General features: G+C 70.4%; 11 protein-coding genes and 1 riboswitch. Of the genes, 4 read left to right on the plus strand and 7 right to left on the minus strand.

Annotated elements, in window-relative coordinates; translation table 11 throughout:
* The first annotated feature begins 196 nt into the window (after nucleotides 1-196).
* Entirely contained in the window at nucleotides 197-7,726 is a 7,530-nt protein-coding gene (locus B5D60_RS08145) for a DUF5979 domain-containing protein (RefSeq protein WP_078699689.1), read from the plus strand.
* Between the two features lie 73 nt (nucleotides 7,727-7,799).
* Here B5D60_RS08145 and B5D60_RS08150 read toward each other — a convergent pair whose 3' ends face one another.
* The 4 genes from B5D60_RS08150 to B5D60_RS08165 all read right to left on the minus strand — a co-directional run bounded on the left by B5D60_RS08150 (nucleotide 7,800) and on the right by B5D60_RS08165 (nucleotide 11,038).
* Nucleotides 7,800-8,216, minus strand: a complete 417-nt coding sequence (locus B5D60_RS08150; RefSeq protein ID WP_078699690.1) for a hypothetical protein — start codon at nucleotides 8,214-8,216, stop codon at nucleotides 7,800-7,802.
* Nucleotides 8,217-8,361: 145 nt separating this feature from the next.
* On the minus strand, nucleotides 8,362-10,515 hold the full coding sequence (locus tag B5D60_RS08155; RefSeq protein ID WP_078699691.1) for a heavy metal translocating P-type ATPase: 2,154 nt from the start codon (nucleotides 10,513-10,515) through the stop codon (nucleotides 8,362-8,364).
* Complete coding sequence (locus B5D60_RS08160; RefSeq protein ID WP_078699692.1) at nucleotides 10,515-10,742, minus strand: heavy-metal-associated domain-containing protein; 228 nt, start codon at nucleotides 10,740-10,742, stop codon at nucleotides 10,515-10,517. Before B5D60_RS08160 ends, B5D60_RS08155 begins: the two co-directional genes overlap by 1 nt.
* Nucleotides 10,743-10,744: 2 nt before the next feature.
* Nucleotides 10,745-11,038: a metal-sensitive transcriptional regulator gene (locus B5D60_RS08165; protein ID WP_078699693.1), complete on the minus strand. Its 294-nt coding sequence runs from the start codon at nucleotides 11,036-11,038 to the stop codon at nucleotides 10,745-10,747.
* Between the two features lie 94 nt (nucleotides 11,039-11,132).
* On the opposite strand from B5D60_RS08165, the gene B5D60_RS08170 reads away from it, so the two are divergent.
* The 3 genes from B5D60_RS08170 to B5D60_RS08180 all read left to right on the plus strand — a co-directional run bounded on the left by B5D60_RS08170 (nucleotide 11,133) and on the right by B5D60_RS08180 (nucleotide 20,231).
* Nucleotides 11,133-11,561, plus strand: coding sequence for a PaaI family thioesterase (locus B5D60_RS08170; RefSeq protein WP_078699694.1), 429 nt, complete (start codon nucleotides 11,133-11,135; stop codon nucleotides 11,559-11,561).
* Between the two features lie 53 nt (nucleotides 11,562-11,614).
* A riboswitch (ZMP/ZTP riboswitch) is annotated at nucleotides 11,615-11,702 on the plus strand.
* Between the two features lie 51 nt (nucleotides 11,703-11,753).
* Nucleotides 11,754-12,998, plus strand: a complete 1,245-nt coding sequence (gene serA, locus B5D60_RS08175; RefSeq protein ID WP_231949003.1) for a phosphoglycerate dehydrogenase — start codon at nucleotides 11,754-11,756, stop codon at nucleotides 12,996-12,998.
* Between the two features lie 90 nt (nucleotides 12,999-13,088).
* Nucleotides 13,089-20,231: a DUF5979 domain-containing protein gene (locus B5D60_RS08180; protein WP_153302927.1), complete on the plus strand. Its 7,143-nt coding sequence runs from the start codon at nucleotides 13,089-13,091 to the stop codon at nucleotides 20,229-20,231.
* Nucleotides 20,232-20,235: 4 nt separating this feature from the next.
* Here B5D60_RS08180 and B5D60_RS08185 read toward each other — a convergent pair whose 3' ends face one another.
* From B5D60_RS08185 to B5D60_RS08195, 3 genes are all read right to left on the minus strand, one after another.
* Entirely contained in the window at nucleotides 20,236-21,018 is a 783-nt protein-coding gene (locus B5D60_RS08185; RefSeq protein WP_078699697.1) for a Sir2 family NAD-dependent protein deacetylase, read from the minus strand.
* Nucleotides 21,015-21,479 carry a hypothetical protein gene (locus B5D60_RS08190; RefSeq protein ID WP_153302928.1) on the minus strand — a complete coding sequence of 155 codons (465 nt, stop codon included), beginning with the start codon at nucleotides 21,477-21,479 and terminating at the stop codon, nucleotides 21,015-21,017. The genes B5D60_RS08185 and B5D60_RS08190 overlap by 4 nt, the downstream gene beginning before the upstream one ends.
* Before the next feature lie 71 nt (nucleotides 21,480-21,550).
* Complete coding sequence (locus B5D60_RS08195; RefSeq protein ID WP_078699699.1) at nucleotides 21,551-22,075, minus strand: DUF1697 domain-containing protein; 525 nt, start codon at nucleotides 22,073-22,075, stop codon at nucleotides 21,551-21,553.
* Nucleotides 22,076-22,090 lie beyond the last annotated feature (15 nt).

Genomic DNA, 22,090 nt, shown 5'->3' on the forward strand with positions numbered 1-22,090 from the left:
CCTCGTGGTCAGGCCTCGGGGCCGGCGGGAGGCGCTGCGGTGCAGGTCACATGGGCGTTCTCGGCAAAACATGAGTCAAGCCTCATCTTGCTTGGTACCGTCGGTGGTTGAAGATTTCTCGGGCTGGGGTTTCTTGGCGTACGCACGTGCGGGACAGGTGAGTCGGTCCGGTCAGTCCGCCGACGAAAGGTGATCGATGCGCCGCGCGCTCGTCGTCCTGTCCGCCCTGCTGTTGACGCTGATGGCCCTGGTCTCCGGAGGCGTCCCCGCCACGGCTGCCGCGGTCACGGCGGACCTGCAGATCCAGAAGTCGGTCGACTCCCCGGGGCCGTACGGCCCCGGCGACACGTTCGCCTACACGATCGTCGTCGGCTGTTCGTCGACGAACGAGGCGGGGTGCTTCGACACCGTGCTGTCCGACGCGCTGCCGGAGCCGCTGGAACTGGATCCGGCGTTCGCCAACCCGGTCACCGCCGTGCTCTCGCCGGCCGGGCCGGCCGGTGTCTCCGTCGACGGTGACTCGTTCACGGTCGAGCCGCGGCATCCCGTCGGCGACCGGGTCGGCCTGCGAGCCGGCAGCTCGATGACGGTCACGGTGCAGGTGCGCGTGCCCACCACCGTGTCAGCGGACTTCAACGGCGACGAGATCCTCAACACCGCGGTGGTCGTGGCCGAGAACGCGGAGGAGCAGAGGTCCACGGCGGCCGTCACGCTCGAGGTCGAGACGACGCTCGAGGCGGGCGTCTCGAAGTCGGTCACGCCCGGAACCGTCCCGGCCACACCCGGCAAGCGGGTGAGCTGGACGCTGGAGCCGAGCAACCAGTCCAACCAGACCGTCGACCGGATCGTCGTCGAGGATCGCTTCGACGGCACGAACTGGAGCCACCTGGACTTCGCCGGCATCACGACCGACCCCGCCCCCGAGTCGACCGACGACACGACCGTCGAGTACCTCGTCGAAGGGACCTGGACGACTGACCAGCCGAGCGACCTCGCCACGGTCGAAGGCGTGCGGGTGACGTACGAGGGCACCTACGCGCCGGGCACCGAGGCGCGCGTCGGCGTCGCGACGGTGACCAACGCGACGGTCTCCTCGATCGAGCCCGGTACCACCGTCGCGATCGAGAACGAGACGTCGGCCACCGTCGAGGTCGGTGACGACGTGAGCGATCCGGCCACCGACGAGGCCACCGCCAGGATCCAGGCCTCCGACCCCACGGTCTCGATCGAGAAGAGCCTCTCCGACACCACGCTCGTCGTCGGGCAGGGCGTCACCGCCACCGTCACGGCCACGGTCGGCGAGCAGGACGTCCACGAACTCGTGATCAACGAGCCGTCCGCGGGAACGTCGACGTTCACCGAGCAGGGCCTGGCCTTCACCGGCTTCAGTGACGTGGAGTGGCCGGTCGACGCTCAGTCCGCCGAGATCACCTACACCTATGCCGACTGTGCCTCCACGACCGGCTCGACCACCACCGAGGACACACTGCCGGCGCCCCGGGCCGGGTGCATCGTCGAAGGATTCACGGTCACGTACTCGGCGGCGGACGGCTCCGACGGGATCCAGGCCGCCGCCTACGCGCAACTGGGTCTGGAGTTCACGGCACTGACCGATCTCGAGGACACGCTCCAGTCGACCAACGTGGTCGACGTGGTCGTCGCGAACGTCGACGGCGCCCGCGGTACGGACGAGGCCGATGCCTCCTTCCAGGTCCGGCCGCTGGAGGTCCTCACCGAGGTGGACAAGCGCATCACTCCCGGCGCGATCTTCGGTGTCCCCGGTGCCGAGGCCACGGTCTCGGTGCCCGGAAGCGTGTCGAGCGAGTCCACGATCGGCTCGAACCGGCTCGTCATCCAGGATCCGGCCGACCCTGCCGCGGGGAGCGAGTTCTTCGACGACCACTTCGATCCGACAGCCATCTCCAACACGGAGATCCCCGGCTGCACACAGCTGACCGTCCGGTACTGGGACGGCGCCTCCTGGGTCGCCCTGCCGGGCGCCGAGAACGTCGCCGGCAACGTGGCGAACTGGAGCTACACGATCCCGGCTGCGCTGCGCGACGAGATCGGCGGCATCCAGTTCGAGTTCACGCCGCTGACGGTGAACGGCTGCCCGCAGCTGCTGCCCGCGGGCTTCAACGTGATCCCGAGCTTCGAGGTCGAGGTCCAGGCGGGCGTGGACCTCGATGACGAGCTCGTCGTGGCGAACGACGTCCGGTCGGAGGTCTTCAACCAGCAGATCGACAAGGGCGACACGGCTCTCGCGGAGGACGACGTCACGCTGCGGCCGATCGACGGTGACGGCCCCGACCTCGTCGACAAGGAATGGCTGCAGCCCACCGTCCCGGCCCTGTCGGGTCAGACGCGCACGGCGCGCATCCACTGGAGCACTCAGGGACTGAACTTCGCGAACGTGACGATCACCGATCCGGCGTCGCCGGCGGAGCTGGGTCCGGACTCTCCCGGCATCGAGACCTCGGTCTACGACGCGTTCGACCTCGTCGCGATCAAGCCGATCACCGCCTCGACCGATCCACTGATCGTCGAGGACGTGATCAGCAAGGTCGAGCTGTACCTGGACGGCACGTGGACCGACATCACGTCCCAGGCGTGCCCGTCGGCGGCCGTGTGCGCGGGCCGGTTCCCCGGCCACACCCTGAGTGCCGCGCAGCGCAGCGGCACGACCGGCGTGCGCATCACGTACACCGAACGGCAGGCGGCCGAGGGCGTGGGCTCGAGCGTCGACCGCCGCCCGCTCGACCTCGACTTCGCGGTGCGCGACAACCTGCGCAGCGATCCCGACGAGTACGTTCTGGGCAACTACCACGACCACACGTACAACACGAGCGATCCCGGCGTCGTCGACAACACGGTCAACGCCCGTGGGTCCGGCGGCAGGTCCGGTGAGTTCTCGTCCAGCGACGGCGACCGCATCACGATCCTCGACGCCCCGTTCAACGTCGACCTGACCAAGGAGTTCGACCAGTCCGTGATCGGTCTGCCGAGCCCCGACAACGCCGTCGATCCCGGGGACTTCCCCCTCATCTCGGCCACCCTCAGGGCCACGAACGCGTCGGCCTCGAAGCTGTCGTCGCTCGTGATCAGCGATCCGGGCGTGACGTCGACCGACACCACGACCTACGACGTGGCGAACCTGTACGACATCGACAGCATCACGATCCCCGCGGGCGCCGCTCAGGCGGGTGTCACGGTGACGCTCGACCGTTCTGGCACGCCGACCGACTACGGGTACGACGAGGCGCTCGCACTCACCTCGGCCGAGCTGGCCGACGTCACCGGCGTCACCGTGTCGTTCGTCGGCGCGGAAGGTGCTCCGCTCATTCTCAGCGCCGCGACCGGCGAGGTCGCCCTCACCTGGCAGCTGCGCGCCGAGAAGCGCAGTGGCGGTCCGGTGGAGGCCACCAGCCCGGGCGGCGTCCCGATCCTCAACGAGGCCTCGGTCCAGATCGACAGCCCGGGACGCATCGCGTGCCCGGCGACGGCCTGCTCCACGGGCTACGACGACGCCGACGACGAGTTCAACATCGTGTCCGCGAACTACTCGATCACCGCCCAGAAGGTCATCCGTCCCGATGCCAACCCCACGGGCGACACCGTCTACGAGGACCAGGCCACGACCTACACGACCTCGCTGCGAGGCCAGCCGCTCGGATCGGCCCGCACGACCCTGATGCGGCTCACCGACGAGACCGAGACGTTCTGGAACACGATGAACCTCACCTCGGCCTCGATCAACCTGCCCCGGCCGATCAACAGCGTGCGCATGGACGCGAAGGTCGGAGACGTCTGGGTCGAGGGGCTGTGGGTCAACTCGCTGTCGGCCCCTGCGAACTTCACGTTCGCGCTTCCCCCGGGCGTGACCGATGCGTCCGTGGTCGAGGGCGTGCGCTTCAGCTTCCGTCAGCTCGACGCGGGAGGACGCGCGGTGCAGTGGGAGCGTCCCTACAACCCCAACATCGTGGTGAGCCTCAGGACCGAGCGTCGTGACACCCAGCGCGAGAACGGCGAACCGGTCTCGACGACGCTGCCGGGCCTGGCGCCGAACCAGGGTGAGGGCACACCGGGCCTGATCTCCGACGACCTCCAGGTGCACGGCGACGCGCAGTTCGGCGCCACCCAGACGTTCACCGACGATGCGAGCGCGGCGGACACGACCCAGGTGCTGCACCGGCCGAACCGGATCCGGGTCGAGAAGACGCCGGGCAACGCCTCGACGCCGCCGCAGTTCACGCCGAACGGCACGATCCCCTACGTCCTGCGCGTCACCAACACGGGCCAGTGGGCCATGACGGGCTTCGAGGTCAGCGACCAGATCGAGCTCGTCGGCGGTGAGGTCCCCGTCAGGGAGCCGGACCCGACCGCGTACTCCTTCGCGCTCACCACCACCAACCAGAGCAACCCGGTGCCGTCGCCGACTCCGACGTTCGCGGCGAGCCTCGGTCCCGAGACGGGTCTGCTCGCCGTGACGACTCCGGACGACTTCGAGTTCAGGCCGGGGTGGGTGCTGACCGTCCAAGCGCCGCTCGTGCTCAAGTCGAGCATCGAAGCCGACCAGATCGTGGGCAACTCCGTGACGGCCACGTCGGACCGTGACTTCGAGGTGTGCCAGTACACGGTCGACGCCGTGACCCAGGCGAACAGGACGAACGTCGACAGCTGCACGGCCACGACCCACGTGCAGCCCCGGTCGAGCGCCACTCTCGCGATGGTCAAGGGCGTCAAGGGCGTCGAGGCGGGCGAGCCCGGCTCCGGTGACGACGACCTCGGTGTCGTGAACACCGCCGGACCCGCGTCCGCCTGTGCGGAGCCCGACGAGGACGGCTACCACCGTGGTACGTGCCTCCCGGTCACGCGACCGGGCGGCGAGGCCTCGTGGAAGCTCGCCTTCCGCAACACCGGCAACACGAACGCCAAGCTCGTCGTCCTCGTCGACACGCTGCCGGCCGTCGGCGACCGGGGCGTCATCACCTCCGCGGCCCGCGGGTCGCAGTTCGACGTCAGGCTGTTGCACTCGGCGGCTGCGGATCTCGCGGCCGTCCAGCACCAGGGCGCGACGCTGCGGGCGTTCTTCTCGACGCAGCGCGCGAGCATCGCGTGCAACACCAACGCCGTCCAGGTCCACACGGCGAACGCCGCGCCCCTCGCGGGCTGCGGATTCGGCTGGACCGAGTACGACCAGAGCACCCCTGACGCCCAGCTGGCCGCGGCGCAGTCGGTCAAGTTCGTCCTGGACTGGACCTCGGCCGGCCAGGGTGCGGGACTGCGTCCGGGCGAGACGGCCGGAGTCACGTTCAGCACGCGGACCCCGGTCAACCTGCCGCGCGCGTTCGACCAGGCCACCGCGCTCCCGACGGCGTACAACTCCTTCGCCGGCTCGGCGCGGTCGGTGGCCACGGTCACCCAGCCCGAGCGCGCGGAGATCGTCCTCGAGCCGACGCGTGTCGGCATCGCCACGGCCCAGGGCCGGCTGACGATCGACAAGGTCGTCGAGGCGCCGGACTTCTCGGTGCCCGTCGACCTCCCCGGGACGTACTCGTTCCGGGTGTCCTGCACGCTCGACGGGACGGACGTCGTCCTGCGGAACGCTGCGGGGACGGTCGTCGACGGCACGGTCGTCGTCTCCGTCGACGACGACGGAGGCAGCACGGTGGTGAACACCAGCACGGCGCCGGTGTCGATCCCGCTGTTCGCCCGGTGCACGGTCGCGGAGGACCCGATCCCCGCCGGGGTCGAGGTCACGTGGTCGCCGGCTGACCGGACGGCGGTGGCCGACGCGAGCCTGAGCTCGATCACGCAGATCAGCCACCCGTACGAGGGGGAGACCGACGGTCCGACCGTGGCCGCCACGAACACGTACGCCGCGGGTGGCTTCACGGTCGCCAAGAGCGTCGACAACGGCGGTGCGGTCGACCAGGACGGCAGCGCGATCGTCTACGACCGCACCTACGACTTCGAGGTCACGTGCGCGTACCTCGGGGCGACCATCCTCGACGAGCGCATCGAGCTCGAGGACGCGGGGACCCGGGCGTACTCGGGCCTGCCCACCGGCGCGTCGTGCTCGGTCGAGGAGACCGACGCGGCGGGCGCGAGCGTCACGGTGCAGATCGACGGTGAGGAGGCCGACAACCCGGCCGAGTTCACGATCGGCAACGACACCACGGTCTCGGTGGCCCACCTGAACACCTACACGGTGGGCGCGGTGAACATCACCAAGCAGATCACCGGTCCCGGCAAGGACCGCTGGGACGACCAGGAGTTCGAGGTGCGACTCGTGTGCACCCTGGACCTGGACGGCGAAGGCGCGCCCGAGACGGTGTTCGACGACTCGGCGGTCCTGACCGCACCGGACGACCTGACCTGGGCGGTGGAGAACCTGCCGACCGGGGCGGCGTGCACGGTGAGCGAGCCGCGCAACGGTGGTGCCAACCAGACCACGATCGACCCGCAGGACTTCACGGTCGGCTCGGGTGGGCAGGCGGTCGAGGTCGGCGTCGAGAACTACTTCGAGCAGGGAGTAGTGCAGGTGCGCAAGTCCCTGTCCGGCGACGGCGCGCAGTTCCCGGTCGTGGCCGACGGCACCTACGTGATGTCCCTCGAGTGCGTCCGTGAGGTCGACGGCACGAGCACGCCCGTGACGATCCCCGGAGGCGCGGACCGCACCATCACCGGTGCGGGAACCGCCGAGTGGGACCGGTTGCCGACGGGTGCCACCTGCACGGTGAGCGAGAAGTCCAGCACGCCGCAGTCGCAGGGCGTCACGATGACGCCGGCGGGCGGCGAGGTCGTCGTGAGCGACACCGAGACCGAGGAGCCCGTCGAGGTGGTCGTCGACAACCGCTTCGACGCGGGCTTCCTGCGCGTCAACAAGCTCATCGACGGTCCCGGTGCCGGTCTGCACGACGGTGCGTCGTACGAGTTCGATGTCGCGTGCACGCTCGCGGGTGAGACGGTCCTGCAGGACGAGGTGACCCTCGATCGCCGGGGCGGCAGCTCGTCGCTGTGGTCCGACGCGATCGGCCCCCTGCCGACCGGCACCTCGTGCCACGTGGTCGAGACCGAGGACGGCGACGCCGACGGATCGACGCGTGAGGCGACGGTCGTGATCGCCGCCGGAACGCAGGAGGAGTCCGTGGTCGCCACGATCACCAACACCTACGGCGCCGGAGCGGTCGAGGTCACGAAGCAGGTCGAGGGTCGGTTCGCGGATCGGCCCGAGCTGGCGCGGACCGCGTTCGCCATGACTCTGACCTGCCAGCTGGAGACGAAGGACGCGTCCGGAGCGAGCGTGCTGGGCACGGTGTTCGAGGCGGACTTCACTCTGCGACCGGATCGGACGAAGTCCTTCACGGGCGCCGACGGCGAGCCGCTGCTGTTGCCCACCGGCACCCGGTGCTTCGCCGAGGAGACCGACGACGGCGGGGCCAGCGAGGTCAGGGTCAGCCACCCCGACTTCGCCGGTGGCGCCACGGTGGAGTCCGTCGACACGACGGCGCAGCTCGAGATCGTGGTGACGAACGTGTTCGACGAGGACGTCTGGAGCCAGGAGTCCGAGAGCGGCGACGGCGGCACGGCTGGTGACGGCGAGCTCGCCGACTCCGGGTCGGGCGTCTCGCCCCTCGCGCTGGGCGTGGGACTGCTCAGCCTCCTGGCCGGCGGTGCTGCCGTCGCGGGGGCTCGACGCCGATCGCGAGCCGACGCGGCCTGACGCGCAGAAACGGGTGAGCCCGGTCGACCTTCCGGTCGGCCGGGCTCACCCGTTCAGGCGTGGGGGCTGGTGATCAGCCGCAGAGCTCGTCGAGCTTCTCGCCCTTCTTCTGGATGTCGGTGGAGAGCGTGCTCATCTCCTCGGACACCTCCTGCAGCTTCGTCGTGTCCTGGCCGGCGGCCTTGAGGTCGGCGAAGGCGCCCTCGAGCTTGTCGAACTCGGCCGAGAGCGCGGCGATGGCGTCCTTGACCTCCTGGTTGTCCAGCTTCTTCTGCGTCTTCTGCAGAGCGTCGCCCATCGAGGCGATCGTCTCGGTGGCCTTGTCGCTGTCGGTGGGGTCGATGCCGCTCAGGTCACCCATCGCGTCCTTGACCTCCTTCTCGGCCACCTTGCAGGCGTCCTCGACGGACTGGCCGCCACCACCACAGGCGGTGAGCCCCAGGGACAGGACCACGGCGGCGAGTGCGGCGGCAGGCTTGCGAACGTTCATGTTTTCCCCTCGTCGGTGCGGCGCCGTCCCGATACGGTCGCCCGCGTTTCTCCGGGAATCGTGTCATGCGGAGGCGTCATCGGTCTGCGTGGGCCGCCGAAGGCGGCGTCCGGCCCCCCGGAATCGGGGGGCCGGACGGCAGTGATCAACGACCGAAGCGGCGCAGTCGCAACGAGTTCGTCACGACGAAGACCGAGCTCGCGGCCATCGCGAAGCCGGCGATCATCGGGCTCAGGAACCCGAGGGCGGCCAGTGGGATCGCGGCGACGTTGTAGGCGAACGCCCAGAACAGGTTGCCCTTGATCGTGCGCAGCGTGGCCCGCGACAGCTCGACCGCGGTGACGGCCGTGGCCAGGTCGCCGTGCACGAGCGTGAGGTCGCTCGCGGCGATCGCCACGTCGGTGCCGGTGCCCATCGCGATCCCGAGGTCGGCCCCGGCGAGCGCCGCGGCGTCGTTGACGCCGTCACCGACCATCGCCACGACGCGGCCCTGCTCACGCAGCTCGCGCACGACGTCGAGCTTGTCCTGCGGGGTCACCTCGGCGTGCACGCGATCGATGCCCACCTCGGCCGCCACGGCCGTGGCCACCCGCTCGTTGTCGCCGGTCAGCAGGATCGGCTCCAACCCCAGGCGCCGCAGGTCGGCGACGGCCTCGCGGGAGGACTCCTTCACCCGGTCGGCGACGGTGATCGTGCCCAGGACCTCGCCGTCGCGGGAGACCGCGATGACGGTGCCGGTGTGGTCGGGTCGGTCGTCGGCGCCGATCCAGCCCGGGCGGCCCGCACGGACGACGTGGCCGTCGACCGTGCCCTCGACGCCCTGTCCCGCGTGGTTGCGGAACGCCGTGACGGGGAGCGGCTCGGCGAGGGCGGTGATCGCCCGCGCCACGGGATGCTCGGAGGCCGCCTCGACCGATGCTGCCAGCCGGCGCAGCTCCTCGGCGTCGACCCCCGGGGCGGGGTCCACGTGCGCGACGGTCATCGTGCCGGTGGTGATCGTGCCCGTCTTGTCCAGCACGATCGTGTCGATCGCCCGGGTGGACTCCAGGACCTGCGGGCCCTTGATGAGGATGCCCAGCTGGGCACCGCGGCCCGTGCCCACCATCAGCGCGGTGGGCGTGGCCAGCCCGAGCGCACACGGGCAGGCGATGATCAGCACCGCCACGGCGGCCTCGAAGGCACCGATCCCCGGCGCGACGAGCAGCCACACGAGCAGCGTGACCGCCGAGATCGCGATGACCCCCGGGACGAACCAGGCGGAGATGCGGTCGGCGAGCCGCTGCACCTCGGCCTTGCCCTCCTGGGCCTCCTCGACGAGGCGGGCCATCTGGGCCAGCTGGGTGTCCTGGCCGACCGCGGTGGCGCGGACGACGAGACGGCCCGACTGGTTGACCGTGGCCCCCGTGACGGTGTCGCCCGCGGCGACGTCGACCGGGACGGACTCGCCGGTCAGCATCGACTCGTCCACGGCCGAGGCTCCGTCGACGACGTCGCCGTCGGTGGCGATCTTCTCGCCGGGACGCACCACGAACGTGTCGCCCGCGTGGAGCTGCTCGATCGGCACCTCGACCTCGCGGCCGTCGCGCAGGAGGGTGACCTGCTTGGCGCCGAGGTCCATCAGGGCCCGCAGGGCGGCGCTCGACCGGCCCTTCGCGGTGGCCTCGAGGTAGTGGCCGGCGAGGATGAACGTGGTCACCGCGGCGGCCGTCTCGAAGTAGTAGTGCCCGTGCTCGACGCCGTGACCCGTGACGCCGATCCACAGCTGGACCAGCGACCAGGCGTACGCGGCGGTGACGCCCATGCTGATGAGCGTGTCCATCGTGGCGGCGCCGTGGCGCAGGTTGAGGACCGCCGACCAGTGGAACGGGTAGGCGCACCACAGCACGACGGGCGTCGTCAGCGCGAGCGCGACCCACGGCCAACCGGTGAACTGCAGGCCCGGGACCATCGAGATCGCCAGGACGGGCAGCGTCAGGATCGTGGCGACGATCAGGCGCCGGCGCATCGACTCGGCCGAGTGCAGGCCGCCGTGGGCGGCGTGCGCGTCGTGGCCGGCGTGGGGATCGTGGACCTGCGCCGTGTAGCCGGTCTTCTCCACGGTCTGGACCAGCTCCTGCGGGTTGACGGCGTGGTGCGCGTGGACGGTGGCCTTCTCGGTCGCGTAGTTGACCGTGGCCTCGACGCCGTCGAGCCGGTTCAGCTTCTTCTCGATGCGCGCGGCGCACGACGTGCAGCTCATGCCGCCGATGTCGAGCCGGTAGGTGGTGGTGGGCTCGACCTCGGTCTCGTGCGTGGTCATCAGGCCAGCGGCAGGTCGCGCGGACCTGCCAGGGCGTAACCGGCCTCGTCGACGGCGGCCGCGACCGCGGCGTCGTCGAGCGGGGCCGTGCTGGTCACGGAGACCGCGCCGGAGGCGACGTCGACCGCGACGTCCTCGACGCCGGGCAGGGTCGAGATCTCCTCGGTGACGGCGGCGGCGCAGTGGCCGCAGGTCATCCCGTTGACGGTGTAGGTGGTGGTGCTCATGCTCAGCTCCTCACGAGACGCGCGATGGCGTCGGACGCTTCCTTGATCTTCAGGTCGGCCTCGGGGCCGCCCTTCGCGGCGGCATCGGCGACGCAGTGGGCCAGGTGCTCGTCGAGCAGCTTCAGCGCCACCGCCTCGAGTGCCTTGGTGGTCGCGCTGATCTGGGTCAGCACGTCGATGCAGTAGGTGTCGGACTCGACCATGCGGTTGATCCCGCGGACCTGGCCCTCGATCCGCGCCAGCCGCTTCAGGACGGCCGCCTTGTCCTCGGCGTATCCGGGGTGGTTGTGGCTCATGCCTTCAACATACCCCTAGGGGGTACCCGTATCAAGTCCTGGCTTCGCCCACTCGCCGGACCAACGCCGAGTGGCCTCGCCTAGAGTCCCCTGCATGAGCGAAGTTCCCGGACTGGACGGAGTGCTAGGTGTCGAGCACGTCGAGCTGACCCCCGAGAAGGTGGTGGTGCGCTTCACCATCACCGACCGCCACCTGCAGCCGTTCGGCATCCCGCACGGCGGCATCTACTGCGCGGTGCACGAGTCGACCGCGAGCATGGCTGGCCAGATCTGGCTGGGCACGAAGGGCGTCGTCGTCGGCACCAACAACTCGACCGACTTCCTGCGCCAGGCGCGCAACGGCGACACGATCACCACCACGGCGACGCCGATCCACCGCGGCCGCACGCAGCAGCTGTGGCACCTGGACTCGGTCAACCAGGACGGCAGGCTCATCGCCCAGGGTCAGGTGCGCCTCGCCAACCTCGACCAGGAGGTCCCGCCCGAGGCGGTCGAGGCGATGAAGGGCAACCTCCCGGGCTGACGCGTCCGTGATGGACGAGATCGGGAGATCTGGCCCGAGCCGCTAGGATGGATGAGTCCGCGCGCGACTGGCGTTGAGGTGGCTACCACCAGGGAGCCGTGGACAGCACGACTTACGGGACCGTTCGCCTGGGCCCCGCGTCAGCCCGATCGACCGCTGACCCGGAGGCCACACACGATGACGATGATGAGCATGAGCTTTGACGTTCACGAACCGATGACCACGATCGACGACCAGGACGTCAAGGTCCTGCTCCTCGAGAACATCCACGCCGACGGCGCGGACTTCCTGCGCAACAAGGGCTACCAGGTCGAGACGCGCAGCGCCGCGCTCACCGAGGACGAGCTCATCGAGGCGATCAAGGGCGTCCACCTGCTCGGCATCCGCTCGACCACCTACATCACCGAGAAGGTCCTCGAGAACGCTCCCGACCTCCTCGCGATCGGCGCGTTCTGCATCGGCACGAACCAGATCGACCTCGCGGCCACGAAGCGTCACGGCGTCGCCGTCTTCAACGCCCCGTACTCGAACACGCGCAGCGTCGTCGAGCTGGCGATCGCCGAGATCATCTCGCTGGCCCGCCGCCTGCACGAGAAGTCCACCGCGATGCACGGCGGCGTCTGGAACAAGTCGGCCGCCGGCAGCCACGAGGTGCGCGGCCGCACGCTCGGCATCGTCGGCTACGGCAACATCGGCAGCCAGCTCTCGGTCATCGCCGAGGCCCTCGGCCTGTCGGTCGTGTTCTACGACATCGACGACAAGCTCGCGCTGGGCAACGCGAAGAAGTGCGCCACGATCGACGAGCTGCTCGCGATCTCGGACGTCGTCTCGCTGCACGTCGACGGTCGCCCCGGCAACGCGGGCCTGTTCGGCGACGAGCAGATGCGCGCGATGAAGCCGCGCTCGCTGTTCCTCAACCTGTCGCGCGGCATCGCCGTCGACACCTCGGCGCTGCGCCGCCACCTGGAGTCGGGCCACATCGCCGGCGCCGCCCTCGACGTGTTCCCCGTGGAGCCGAAGGCCCAGGGCGACCCGTTCGAGAGCGAGCTGCGCGGCGTGCCGAACGTGATCCTCACGCCTCACGTCGGCGGCTCCACCGAGGAGGCCCAGCAGGACATCGGCCGCTTCGTCGCGTCGAAGCTGCGCGCCTACGCCAAGGCCGGAACGACGAACCTGTCGGTCACGTTCCCCGAGCTCAACCTGCCGAGCGATCCGGCCCGGCACCGCCTCGCGCACGTGCACCACAACGCCCCGGGCGTACTCGCCACGATCAACACGATCCTGGGCGACCACGGCGTGAACATCGAGGGCCAGCAGCTCGCCACCCGCGGTGAGCTCGGCTACGTCGTCACCGACGTCTCGGCCGAGGTCGGCGCCGACGTGCTCAAGGAGCTCGCCGCGCTGCCCGAGACCGTGCGCCTGCGCCAGCTCAGCTGACGGGGGTCAAGCGGCCCTCATGAGGCCTATGGTGCGAACGACAGTTATGGCCTAGCGTCGAAGCACTGTCTGCCGAGCGGGGGTTCTCGGATGGTCCTTCGACGTGTGGTCGCGTCGGGTGCGGCGTTGTTGCTCGCCGCGGGCGTGCTGTCGCCTGCTGTCGCCCAGGCCCTTCCCGATCCTGATCCTTCCGACATCACGGCGGTCCTGGACGTCTCCAAGTCCGTCGCGCCCGCGACCGTGGGGCCCGGCGACTCGGTGACGTTCACCATCTCGATCGGCTGCTCGGCGATCTCCGACGTCGGCTGCCGCGGCGCCGTGACGACCGACAGCGTTCCGGAGCCGTTCGTCATCGACTCGGTGACGCCGGCGGGGCCGAACGCCGCCGCCACGCCCGAGGTCGACGGCCAGGACGTGCTGGTGACCTGGGTCGAGGACATCGGTGGCGGTGCGACGGGGATGCTCGACAACACCACGAGCCAGATCACCATCGCGGCCCACGTCCCCGAGGACGTCTCCTACGACTACGACGGCCAGACCATCACGAACACCGCCGTCGGCGAGGCCACCAACGCCGCGGACGACCCCGCCTCGGCCGAGGTGACGATCAACGTCCCGCTTGATCTGGAGACCACGGCTGGGAAGTCCTTCGAGCCGGCGTCCGCGCTCGCCAGCTCGGGCACCCCCGTCACGGCCGGCCTCTCAGGCTCGAACGACTCCAACGCGACGGTCGAGTCCCTGGTCATCCAGGATCCGACCGACCCGGATGCCGACCCCAGCCCATTCACCTACCTCGGCTTCGAGGGCTTCGGTGACGTCTCCGCGCCCGAGGGTACGACGGGAACGACCTACGAGGTCTACGTCGACGGGGCGTGGGTCGTGTGCCCGGACGGCGAGCTGCCGGCGGGCGTCGACCCGGCGGACGTCCGCGGCACGCGCGTGACCTTCACCGGTGCGATCCCGGCCGGCGCCGACGCCTCGGTCGACCTCGACCTGGAGACCACCGACGCGGCCGCGTCGGTCACCGACGACACGACGGTCGCGAACGACGTCGAGTCGCAGGTCACGCGCGACGGCGAGGAGGCCACCGACGACGCTACGGCGGACTTCGTGATCCAGGCGAACGCGATCGACGTGAGCGCGGGGAAGGCGTTCGACCCCGACATCGTCGTGGCCGGCCAGTCCAGCGACGTGCGGCTCGACGCGGCGAACGACTCGGCGATCGCCATCGACTCGCTCACCGTCACCGAGCCGTCGTCCGGGTCGTTCCCCGACGACTACGCCTTCGGCGGGTTCACGGGTCCGGTCACGTTCCCCACGGGCGCCACGTCGGCCACGGTCACCTACCAGCCCTCGGGTGAGCAGTTCACCTTCACGGCCGATGAGACGCCTCCGCCGCCGGCCGCCGGAGCCGCCTCGGTCACGTCGTTCTCGATCGAGTTCCAGGGGCAGATCGCGGCGGGCGCCACGGCGGTGATCCCCTTCGAGGTCACCACCGATGCCGATGCCTCAGGGCTTCCGAACACGGTGACGAACGAGGTCGCGGTCGAGGGCGAGAACGACGGCGCCATCGACGACGACACCGCAGAGGACGACCTCTACATCTACGGCGAGGTGCTCGAGCCGTACATCGGCAAGAACATCTACCCGTCCCAGATCCTCGCCAATCCCGGGGAGGTCGTGACCGTGGCGCTCGAGGGCGGCACGACCGAGCTGCCGAATCCGCCGGAGACGACCACCGGGTCGACCGGCGACGCCGAGCAGGTCGTGATCCAGGATCCGCTCGATCCGATCGAGGGGAACGCGTGGTGGAACGCGTTCGACCTCGAGGCGATCACGCAGACGCCCATCCCGGCCGACGCGGAGCTGACCGTGTACTACTACGACACGTCCACGAGCAGCTGGGAGGTGCTCGACGGTCCGATCGCCGGCCCGGACGTCTATTCCTCCGACGTCCCCGACGACATCTCCGACGTCGCCGGCGGCGTGCGCTTCGTCTACGACTACACGGGGGACGCCGACGGCTTCCCGCCCGGCACGGACTTCGCGCCCCGGTTCACCAGCAGCCTGCGCGACATCGGGCGGTACGACCAGGAGAGCCCGCCCTACAACACCGATCCCGACCAGCCGAACACCCTCGTCCCGAACTGTGCCCAGAGCAGCGCGAGCAACGAGACGAACGGCACGAGTGGGGACGCCGCGATGGACCCGGGCGAGCCGGGCGGCTGCCCGGACGTGGAGATCATCCCGACCGACGGGCAGGGCGTGGGCGATCTCGTCGACAAGGAGTTCGGCACGTCCAGCTCCGGCGGGGACAAGTCGGTGATCGCGCGGTCGGGGGACACGATCCCCTCGACCTTGTCGTGGTCCACCGGCGGGTACTCGGGCCTCGAGACGGTCGACATCACCGATATCGCCGACCCGGAGGGCACCGAGGTCGAGGACAGTCTCTACGACGCGTTCGACCTGGCCCGCGTCGCGGCGATCTCGGCCACCGACGATCCGCTCCTGCAGTACGACCGCATCGCGAGCGTGCAGCTGTGGGACGGGGACTCCTGGGACGACGCCGAGAACGATCCGTGCCCGCAGGCCTGCGACGGCACCTTCCCCGGCATGGACCTGACGGCCGACGAGCAGGCCTCGACGCTCGGGGTGCGGCTCGTCTTCGAGGAGAGCCCGAACCGTGCGACGACCGCCGGCGACGACCCGGCCGCCCCGCCCGTGGGCTCGGGCGTCGCGCGCTCCTTCGGCAACGACCGAAACCTCAGCCTCGTGTGGCGGGTCCGCGACGAGAAGCGGTCCGACGGCTCTCCCGTCCTGGAGGAGAACACCTACAACCTCGACGAGCCCGGGGTCGTCCGCAACCAGGTCAACGCGACGGGCCACCCGTTCGATGGCGACGACATCAGCACGAACGACGTGGACGACGTCACGATCCTCGACGTCCCGATCACCACCACCACCACGAAGGACTGGCTGGGCGGCCCACTGGCCCTGCCGGCCGCGGGCACGCCGGCGGAGAGCTATCCCCGCAGCCGGATCCGGGTCACGACGACGAACACGACGCCGGCCCGGGTCGACCAGCTCAGGATCGTCGACCCGGCACCGGGATCGACCACCGAGCAGGACCCGTTCGACTACGTCGACGTCGTCCGCATCGCCGGGATCACGGTCCCGACGGGGGCCACGACGACACAGGTCGTGCTGACGTGCGCCGACGGCACGACCCGGCCGTCGGCTCCTCCCGGCTTCTACACCCGCGCCGAGGCGCTGGCGCTCACGGCGATGCCCTGTCCCGTCACCGGGATCGAGGTCCTGTTCGACGGCCGGATCGCGAGCGCCGCCAGCGGCGTGCTCGCGCTCGACGTCCGGCTGCGGGCCACCCACCGCGGCACGGGAGCGCCCATCACGCCCGCCGACAGCCCCGTGCTGAACACCGCCCAGGGCGTCGTCGCGGACGTCGACGCCATCCAGGACTGCCCGCCCCCCGCCGATGCGCGTTACGCCTGCGCGCAGGACCCGGCCACCATCGAGATCGTGAACCCGACCTTCGGGATCGTGGCGGGCAAGAGCATCGAGGCGGCCAGCCAGGTCGAGGGCGACGACTCGCCGGTCACCGTGACGGTCTCGGCGCGGAACACCGGCACCGCGGTGCCGTACATGGACGAGATCACCGACGACGACGCCACCTTCTGGAACGCCTTCGACCTCCAGCGGATGGACCCGTCCTGGACCCTGCCGCAACCCGTGGAGCACGTGCAGGCCTGCTACCTGTCCGGCGGCGACTTCACGGCGACGAACGTCACGGGCGACGTGGTGGGCGGCACCTGGACATGCCAGGCCCTGCCGCCGGGACCTCCGTTCGCCGACGGCGACCTCACGCTCGAAGCGGCGCGGAGCTTCATCGACACGGCGGCCGCGACGGTGCCGATCCACGGGTTGCGGTTCCGGTTCATGGCCGGCTCGGACGCAGGCTGGCAGAGCCCGTCGAACCCGCTGATCGAGGTCCCGTTCGAGGTCGTGCGTCGCGACGACCTTCGCTCGGGCGGACCCGTGCCCACCACCCGCTCGGACCAGACGGCCGCGCCCGGTGAGGCCGATGCCGGCGTCTTCGTCGACACGGTCGACGTCGCGGGTCAGTCGGTGCTGATCGGGGCCGACACCCGGCTCTCGGACACGGACACCGCCCAGGACGACTACACGTACGAGCACCTGACGGTGGGCGTCGAGGTCGAGAAGACGCCGACCGGCGAGGTCCCGCCGGGCACGGTGATCCCCTTCACGCTGGAGTTCACGAACACCGGCGAGTCGCCGCTCACCGACCCGGTGTTCACCGACGAGCTGCCGAGCGACGCCGACGGCCCGATGCTCATCTTCGATCCGGAGTCCGATCCCAGCGTGAGCTCGCCGTACTCGTTCGAGCTGGAGGGCGACGCCCCCGACCCGCCGAACGGCGATCCGCTGCCGACGGACCAGGACGACATCACGATCGCGACCAACGACGACGGCGACGAGATCACCTTCGCCATGCCCGAGGGCACGGTGCTGGAGCCCGGTCAGACCTACACGATCACGATCGAGCTCATGCTGCGTCCCGGGCTCACCCCCGACGACGAGCTGACGAACACCGCGACGATCGACGCCGACGAGCCGTTCGACCCGGCCGCCTGCGCCACGACCTACGACACGGCCACCGGCCGGTGCGAGGACGACACCGTCATCTCGCCCGTCCGGGTCGCCGCACTGCGCACGGTGAAGTCGGTGAAGGCCGACGTCCCAGTGGACGAATCGGGGATCCCCGAGGTGTGGCTCGATCGCGACGTGGTGCCCGAGGGCGTCGAGCTCCCCGACGACTACTGCGACACCGCCGCGGATGCCGACGGCTTCTACCGCGCGCCGTGCGTGCCCGTGACCTACCCGGGGGACACCGAGACCTGGCGGTACACCATCACGAACGTGGGGACGCTGCCCCTCGACGAGCTCGTCTCCGTCGACGTGCTGCCCCACGTGGGTGACACGGGGACGATCGTCCCGGCGCCGCGCGGCTCGGAGTGGACGCCCACCTTCGCGGGCGGCTTGAGGCTGTTCGACGCCCCGGGCGGTGCGGACGTGCAGATCTTCTACACCGACACGTACGACGCCTGCACCGACGACCTCACGCCGCTCACGGACTCCTGCGAGCCGGGCGACTGGCTGCCCTACGACCCGGTCACGGTCCCGAACGAGGACGTCAGGGCGCTCAAGACCGTGGCCACCTTCCCGGACGGCTCCCTGTTCCAGCCGGGCGAGAGCCTGACCATCGACGCGCAGAGCCGCACGACGCCGGAGTCCGCCAGCGACAGCGCGTTCCCGGTCGCGTGGAACACCGTGGCCACCGGTGGCGTCTCCAACGACGGCGGCACGCGGGCGACCGTCACGCCCACCGAGGGCCGCAAGGTCGGCGTGACGTACCCGACCGGGCCGCTGCAGCTCCGGAAGGTCGTCACCGGCGACGGCGCGCGCTTCGCGCCGGACTCGTTCACCGTGCAGCCGGTCTGCACGATCGAAGGCGAGCCGATCGAAGGCCTGGAGGAGGTCACGCTCGAGTCGAACGGCGATCCGGTCGAGATCGACGGCCTGCCGTGGGGCGCCGAGTGCACCGCCACCGAGAGCGCTCAGGGACAGACGTCGTCCGACGCCGACTCCGCCACCGTCGGCGGTCCGGACGACGACATCGGCCTGGTCACCGTGACCAACGAGTTCGACGTGGCCGGGATGCAGGTCACCAAGCAGGTGAGCTCCGAGGCGGTCGACCAGGACGGGACCGCGATCGACTACGGCCCGTTCGTGGTTCTCGTCGAGTGCACCTTCCTCGGCGGCGACGTGTACGGCGACGGGTACGGCCCCCTGAACCCGATGCGCCACGAGATCGTCGACGGCGAGACGTGGGCGATCTCGGGCCTGCCGATCGGCGCCACGTGCACCACGACCGAGCCGGACGACGCGGATGCCGCGGGCGTGACGATCTCTGACGAGACCGTCACGATCGGCGGCGAGGACGGCTCAGCCGGCGACGTGCAGGCCGTCACGGTGACCAACACCTTCGCGACGGGCTCGCTGTACCTGCGCAAGTACGTCCTGCCGCAGGCGGTGGAGGAGTTCCCGGTAGGCGAGGGTCCGTTCACCCTCCACGTCAGGTGCACGCTCACCGATGCGTCCCATCCGGACGGAGCCGTGGTCTACGAGGACGACATCGTGCTGGAGGGGCCTCAGCCGCTCGAGGCGACGATCGACGACATCGCCACCGGAGCGGTCTGCGTCACCACCGAGCCGGACCCCGGTGACGCCACCACGAGCATCGTCACTCCCCAGCAGGTGACGATCGGTGACGACACGACCGTCGCCGTCCGGGCGGTCAACCTCTTCGGTGGCGCCGCGGCGACGATCACCAAGACCCGCGAGGGTGCCGGCGCCGACCTGTACGGCGCGGGTCCCTTCGAGGTCACGCTGCAGTGCACGTACACCGGCGTCGACGGCGAGCAGGAGCCCCTCAACACGCCCGGAGGTGCGATGCGGACACTGTCGGCCGACAACGACTACACGGCGACCTTCGAGCCGTTGCTGTTCGGCTCGACGTGCCGGATCGAGGAGACCGGCAGCGGCGGCGCGAACGCCGTGTCGATCACCGACGTGGAGGGCAACGAGGTGTCCGAGTTCACCGTCGACAGCCTGACCGAGTCGCTGCAGTTCGAGGTCACGAACACCTTCGACGTCGGTTCGCTCGAGGTCGTGAAGACCGTGCGAGGCGAGGGGCCGGACCGCTTCGACGTCGCGCTGAGCTGCTTCCGCGACGTCGACGGGGTGGCCACCGACGTCGACGTCCCCGGTGGCGCCACGCGCACCCTGAGCAGCGACGGGGACTTCACCGCGACCTACGAGGACCTGCCCGCGGGCGCGGAGTGCGAGCTGCGCGAGTCCGACGACGGCGGAGCGGACGTCGTCGAGATCAGTCCCAACGACGGTGATCCCGAGGTGGGCACGGCGGTGGTCGGCGAGGGCACGACGGTCAGCCTGAGCGTCGTCAACACGTTCGAGGCCGACGCAGCCGATGCCGCCGATGCGGGTGGGGGCCCCGGAGGGGACCTGAGCGACGCCGGCGGTCCGGCCTGGACACTGCCGATGCTCGCGACGGGGCTGGCCGCGCTCGGTGCGGGACTGATGATCATCCGCACCGCTCGTCGCCGCCGGGAGTGACGGCTCAGGTCGCGAGGCGCCGCAGTGTTTCGGCGACCCCGTCGTCGATCCGCACCGTGGCCAGCTCGTCGCCGCGCGTCGGCCCCCGGTTGACGATCACGATCTCCATGCCGTCCTTGGCCGCCCGCCGGACGAACCTCAGGCCGCTCATCACCTGCAGCGACGAGCCGAGCACGACGAGCGCCGCACCCTCGCGCCCCGCGCGCTCCACGAGGTCGAAGCAGTGGTTCACCTTCGGCTTGGGCACCGACTCGCCGAAGAACACGACGTCGGGCTTGAGCCGGCCTCCGCACTGCGTGCAGTCGGCGACCACGAAGCCCGCCGTGTCCTCGAGGTCGACGTCGCCGTCGGGGGCGATCGTGACCTGCTGATCGGTCCATCCGGGGTTGAGTGCGTCGAGCCGCGCCTGCACCTCGGCCCGGCTCGTGACGTCGCCGCAGTCGAGGCAGATCACGCGGTCGAGCCGGCCGTGGAGGTCGACCACGTCGAGCGAGCCGGCCTTCTCGTGGAGTCCGTCGACGTTCTGGGTGATGAGGCCGACGAGCCGGTCCTGGCGCTCGGCGAGGAAGCGGTGGGTGAAGTTCGGCTCGGCGCCGCCCATCCGGCTCCAGCCGAGGTGCGCCCGGGCCCAGTAGCGCTGCCGATTCGCCGGCGTGGCGACGAAGTCCTGGTACGTCATCGGCTGCCGTGGCACGGACTCGGGGCCGCGGTAGTCGGGGATGCCGGAGTCGGTGCTGACGCCCGCGCCGGTGAGCACCAGCCAGCGGCGCTCGAACCAGTCGCTCACCCGGCCCCCGGACGGCGCCGCGCGCCGATGTCGAAGGTGCGCTGTTCCAGGGTGACCAGCCGGGCATCGACGGCGGCGAAGCCCGTGCGCACGTCGTCACGGAGGTCGGTGACCCGTGCGTCGAGGCCGTCGATCCGGGCATCCACGGTCGTGAAGCGGGCGTCGATGCGCGACTCCAGCGCCTCGAAGCGGGCGTCGATGCGCGACTCCAGCGCCTCGAAGCGGGTGTCCATGCGCGATTCGAGCGTCCCGAAGCGCGCGTCGACGGCCTCGAACCGCGACGCGGTCAGCGACATCGAGGCGTCGAGCTTGGTGTCGAAGCGCTCGGCGAGGCCGGTGCCGAGCGCCGCGATCTCCGACCGGAGGTCGCGCTTCATCGCCGCCAGGTAGCCGAGCAGGGCCACGGCGAACGCGGCGAACCCCACCAGCGTGATGGTCGACTCCAGGTCCATGACGGGCACTCCTCCAGTGTGACGGCTGCCGGTGACGATGTCAGCACAGGTCGGCCGGACGCATCCACTCGTCCACAGGCTCACTCCGCGGCGAGGGCGCTCAGCTTCTCCACGGTGTTGAGGTTGCGTCCGGTGCCGTGACTGCCGAGCGTCCTGAGGATCAGCGCGGGCGTCAGCTTCGTGTGCGCGACCCCCTCGGCGTACCGGATGTGCAGGTCTCGACCGATCACCGCGAGCCCGTCGGGCAGTCCGCGGCCCAGGAGAGCCTCGACCTGCTGCTCGGTCGGCGGCTCCAGCAGGAAGTAGACGTGGTGCGCCTTCCGCTCGCCCTCGATCGGGAACGGGTGGGCCTCCAGCGCGGCGCGCAGCTCCTGCGGCGAGCGGCTGATCGCCTCGCGGAAGAACCCGAACCGCTGCTCGATCGCCTGCTCGAGCGCGCGGTCGAACGCCTCGGCGTCATCGACGTCGCACAGCAGGTTCCCCGACGCGATGAACGTGGAGACGTCCCGCGCGCCGAGCTCCTGCGCGACCTCGCGCAGCTCCGCCATCGGCAGCTTCGACCCGCCGACGTTCACCGCCCGCAGCAGCACCACTCGTCTCGCCATGCCTCCAGTGTGCTG

Origin of the sequence: Aeromicrobium choanae (genome assembly GCF_900167475.1) — a bacterium.
In the GTDB taxonomy this organism is placed as follows: Bacteria; Actinomycetota; Actinomycetes; order Propionibacteriales; family Nocardioidaceae; genus Aeromicrobium; species Aeromicrobium choanae.

What these genes read in the sequence shown, in the direction of transcription:
- B5D60_RS08180 (WP_153302927.1), top strand. Translation starts at nt 13,089, where the DNA reads ATGGTCCTTCGACGTGTGGTCGCGTCGGGTGCGGCGTTGTTGCTCGCC.
- B5D60_RS08165 (WP_078699693.1), bottom strand. Translation starts at nt 11,038, where the DNA reads ATGAGCCACAACCACCCCGGATACGCCGAGGACAAGGCGGCCGTCCTG.
- B5D60_RS08160 (WP_078699692.1), bottom strand. Translation starts at nt 10,742, where the DNA reads ATGAGCACCACCACCTACACCGTCAACGGGATGACCTGCGGCCACTGC.
- B5D60_RS08170 (WP_078699694.1), top strand. Translation starts at nt 11,133, where the DNA reads ATGAGCGAAGTTCCCGGACTGGACGGAGTGCTAGGTGTCGAGCACGTC.
- B5D60_RS08155 (WP_078699691.1), bottom strand. Translation starts at nt 10,515, where the DNA reads ATGACCACGCACGAGACCGAGGTCGAGCCCACCACCACCTACCGGCTC.
- B5D60_RS08195 (WP_078699699.1), bottom strand. Translation starts at nt 22,075, where the DNA reads ATGGCGAGACGAGTGGTGCTGCTGCGGGCGGTGAACGTCGGCGGGTCG.
- serA (WP_231949003.1), top strand. Translation starts at nt 11,754, where the DNA reads ATGAGCTTTGACGTTCACGAACCGATGACCACGATCGACGACCAGGAC.
- B5D60_RS08150 (WP_078699690.1), bottom strand. Translation starts at nt 8,216, where the DNA reads ATGAACGTTCGCAAGCCTGCCGCCGCACTCGCCGCCGTGGTCCTGTCC.
- B5D60_RS08145 (WP_078699689.1), top strand. Translation starts at nt 197, where the DNA reads ATGCGCCGCGCGCTCGTCGTCCTGTCCGCCCTGCTGTTGACGCTGATG.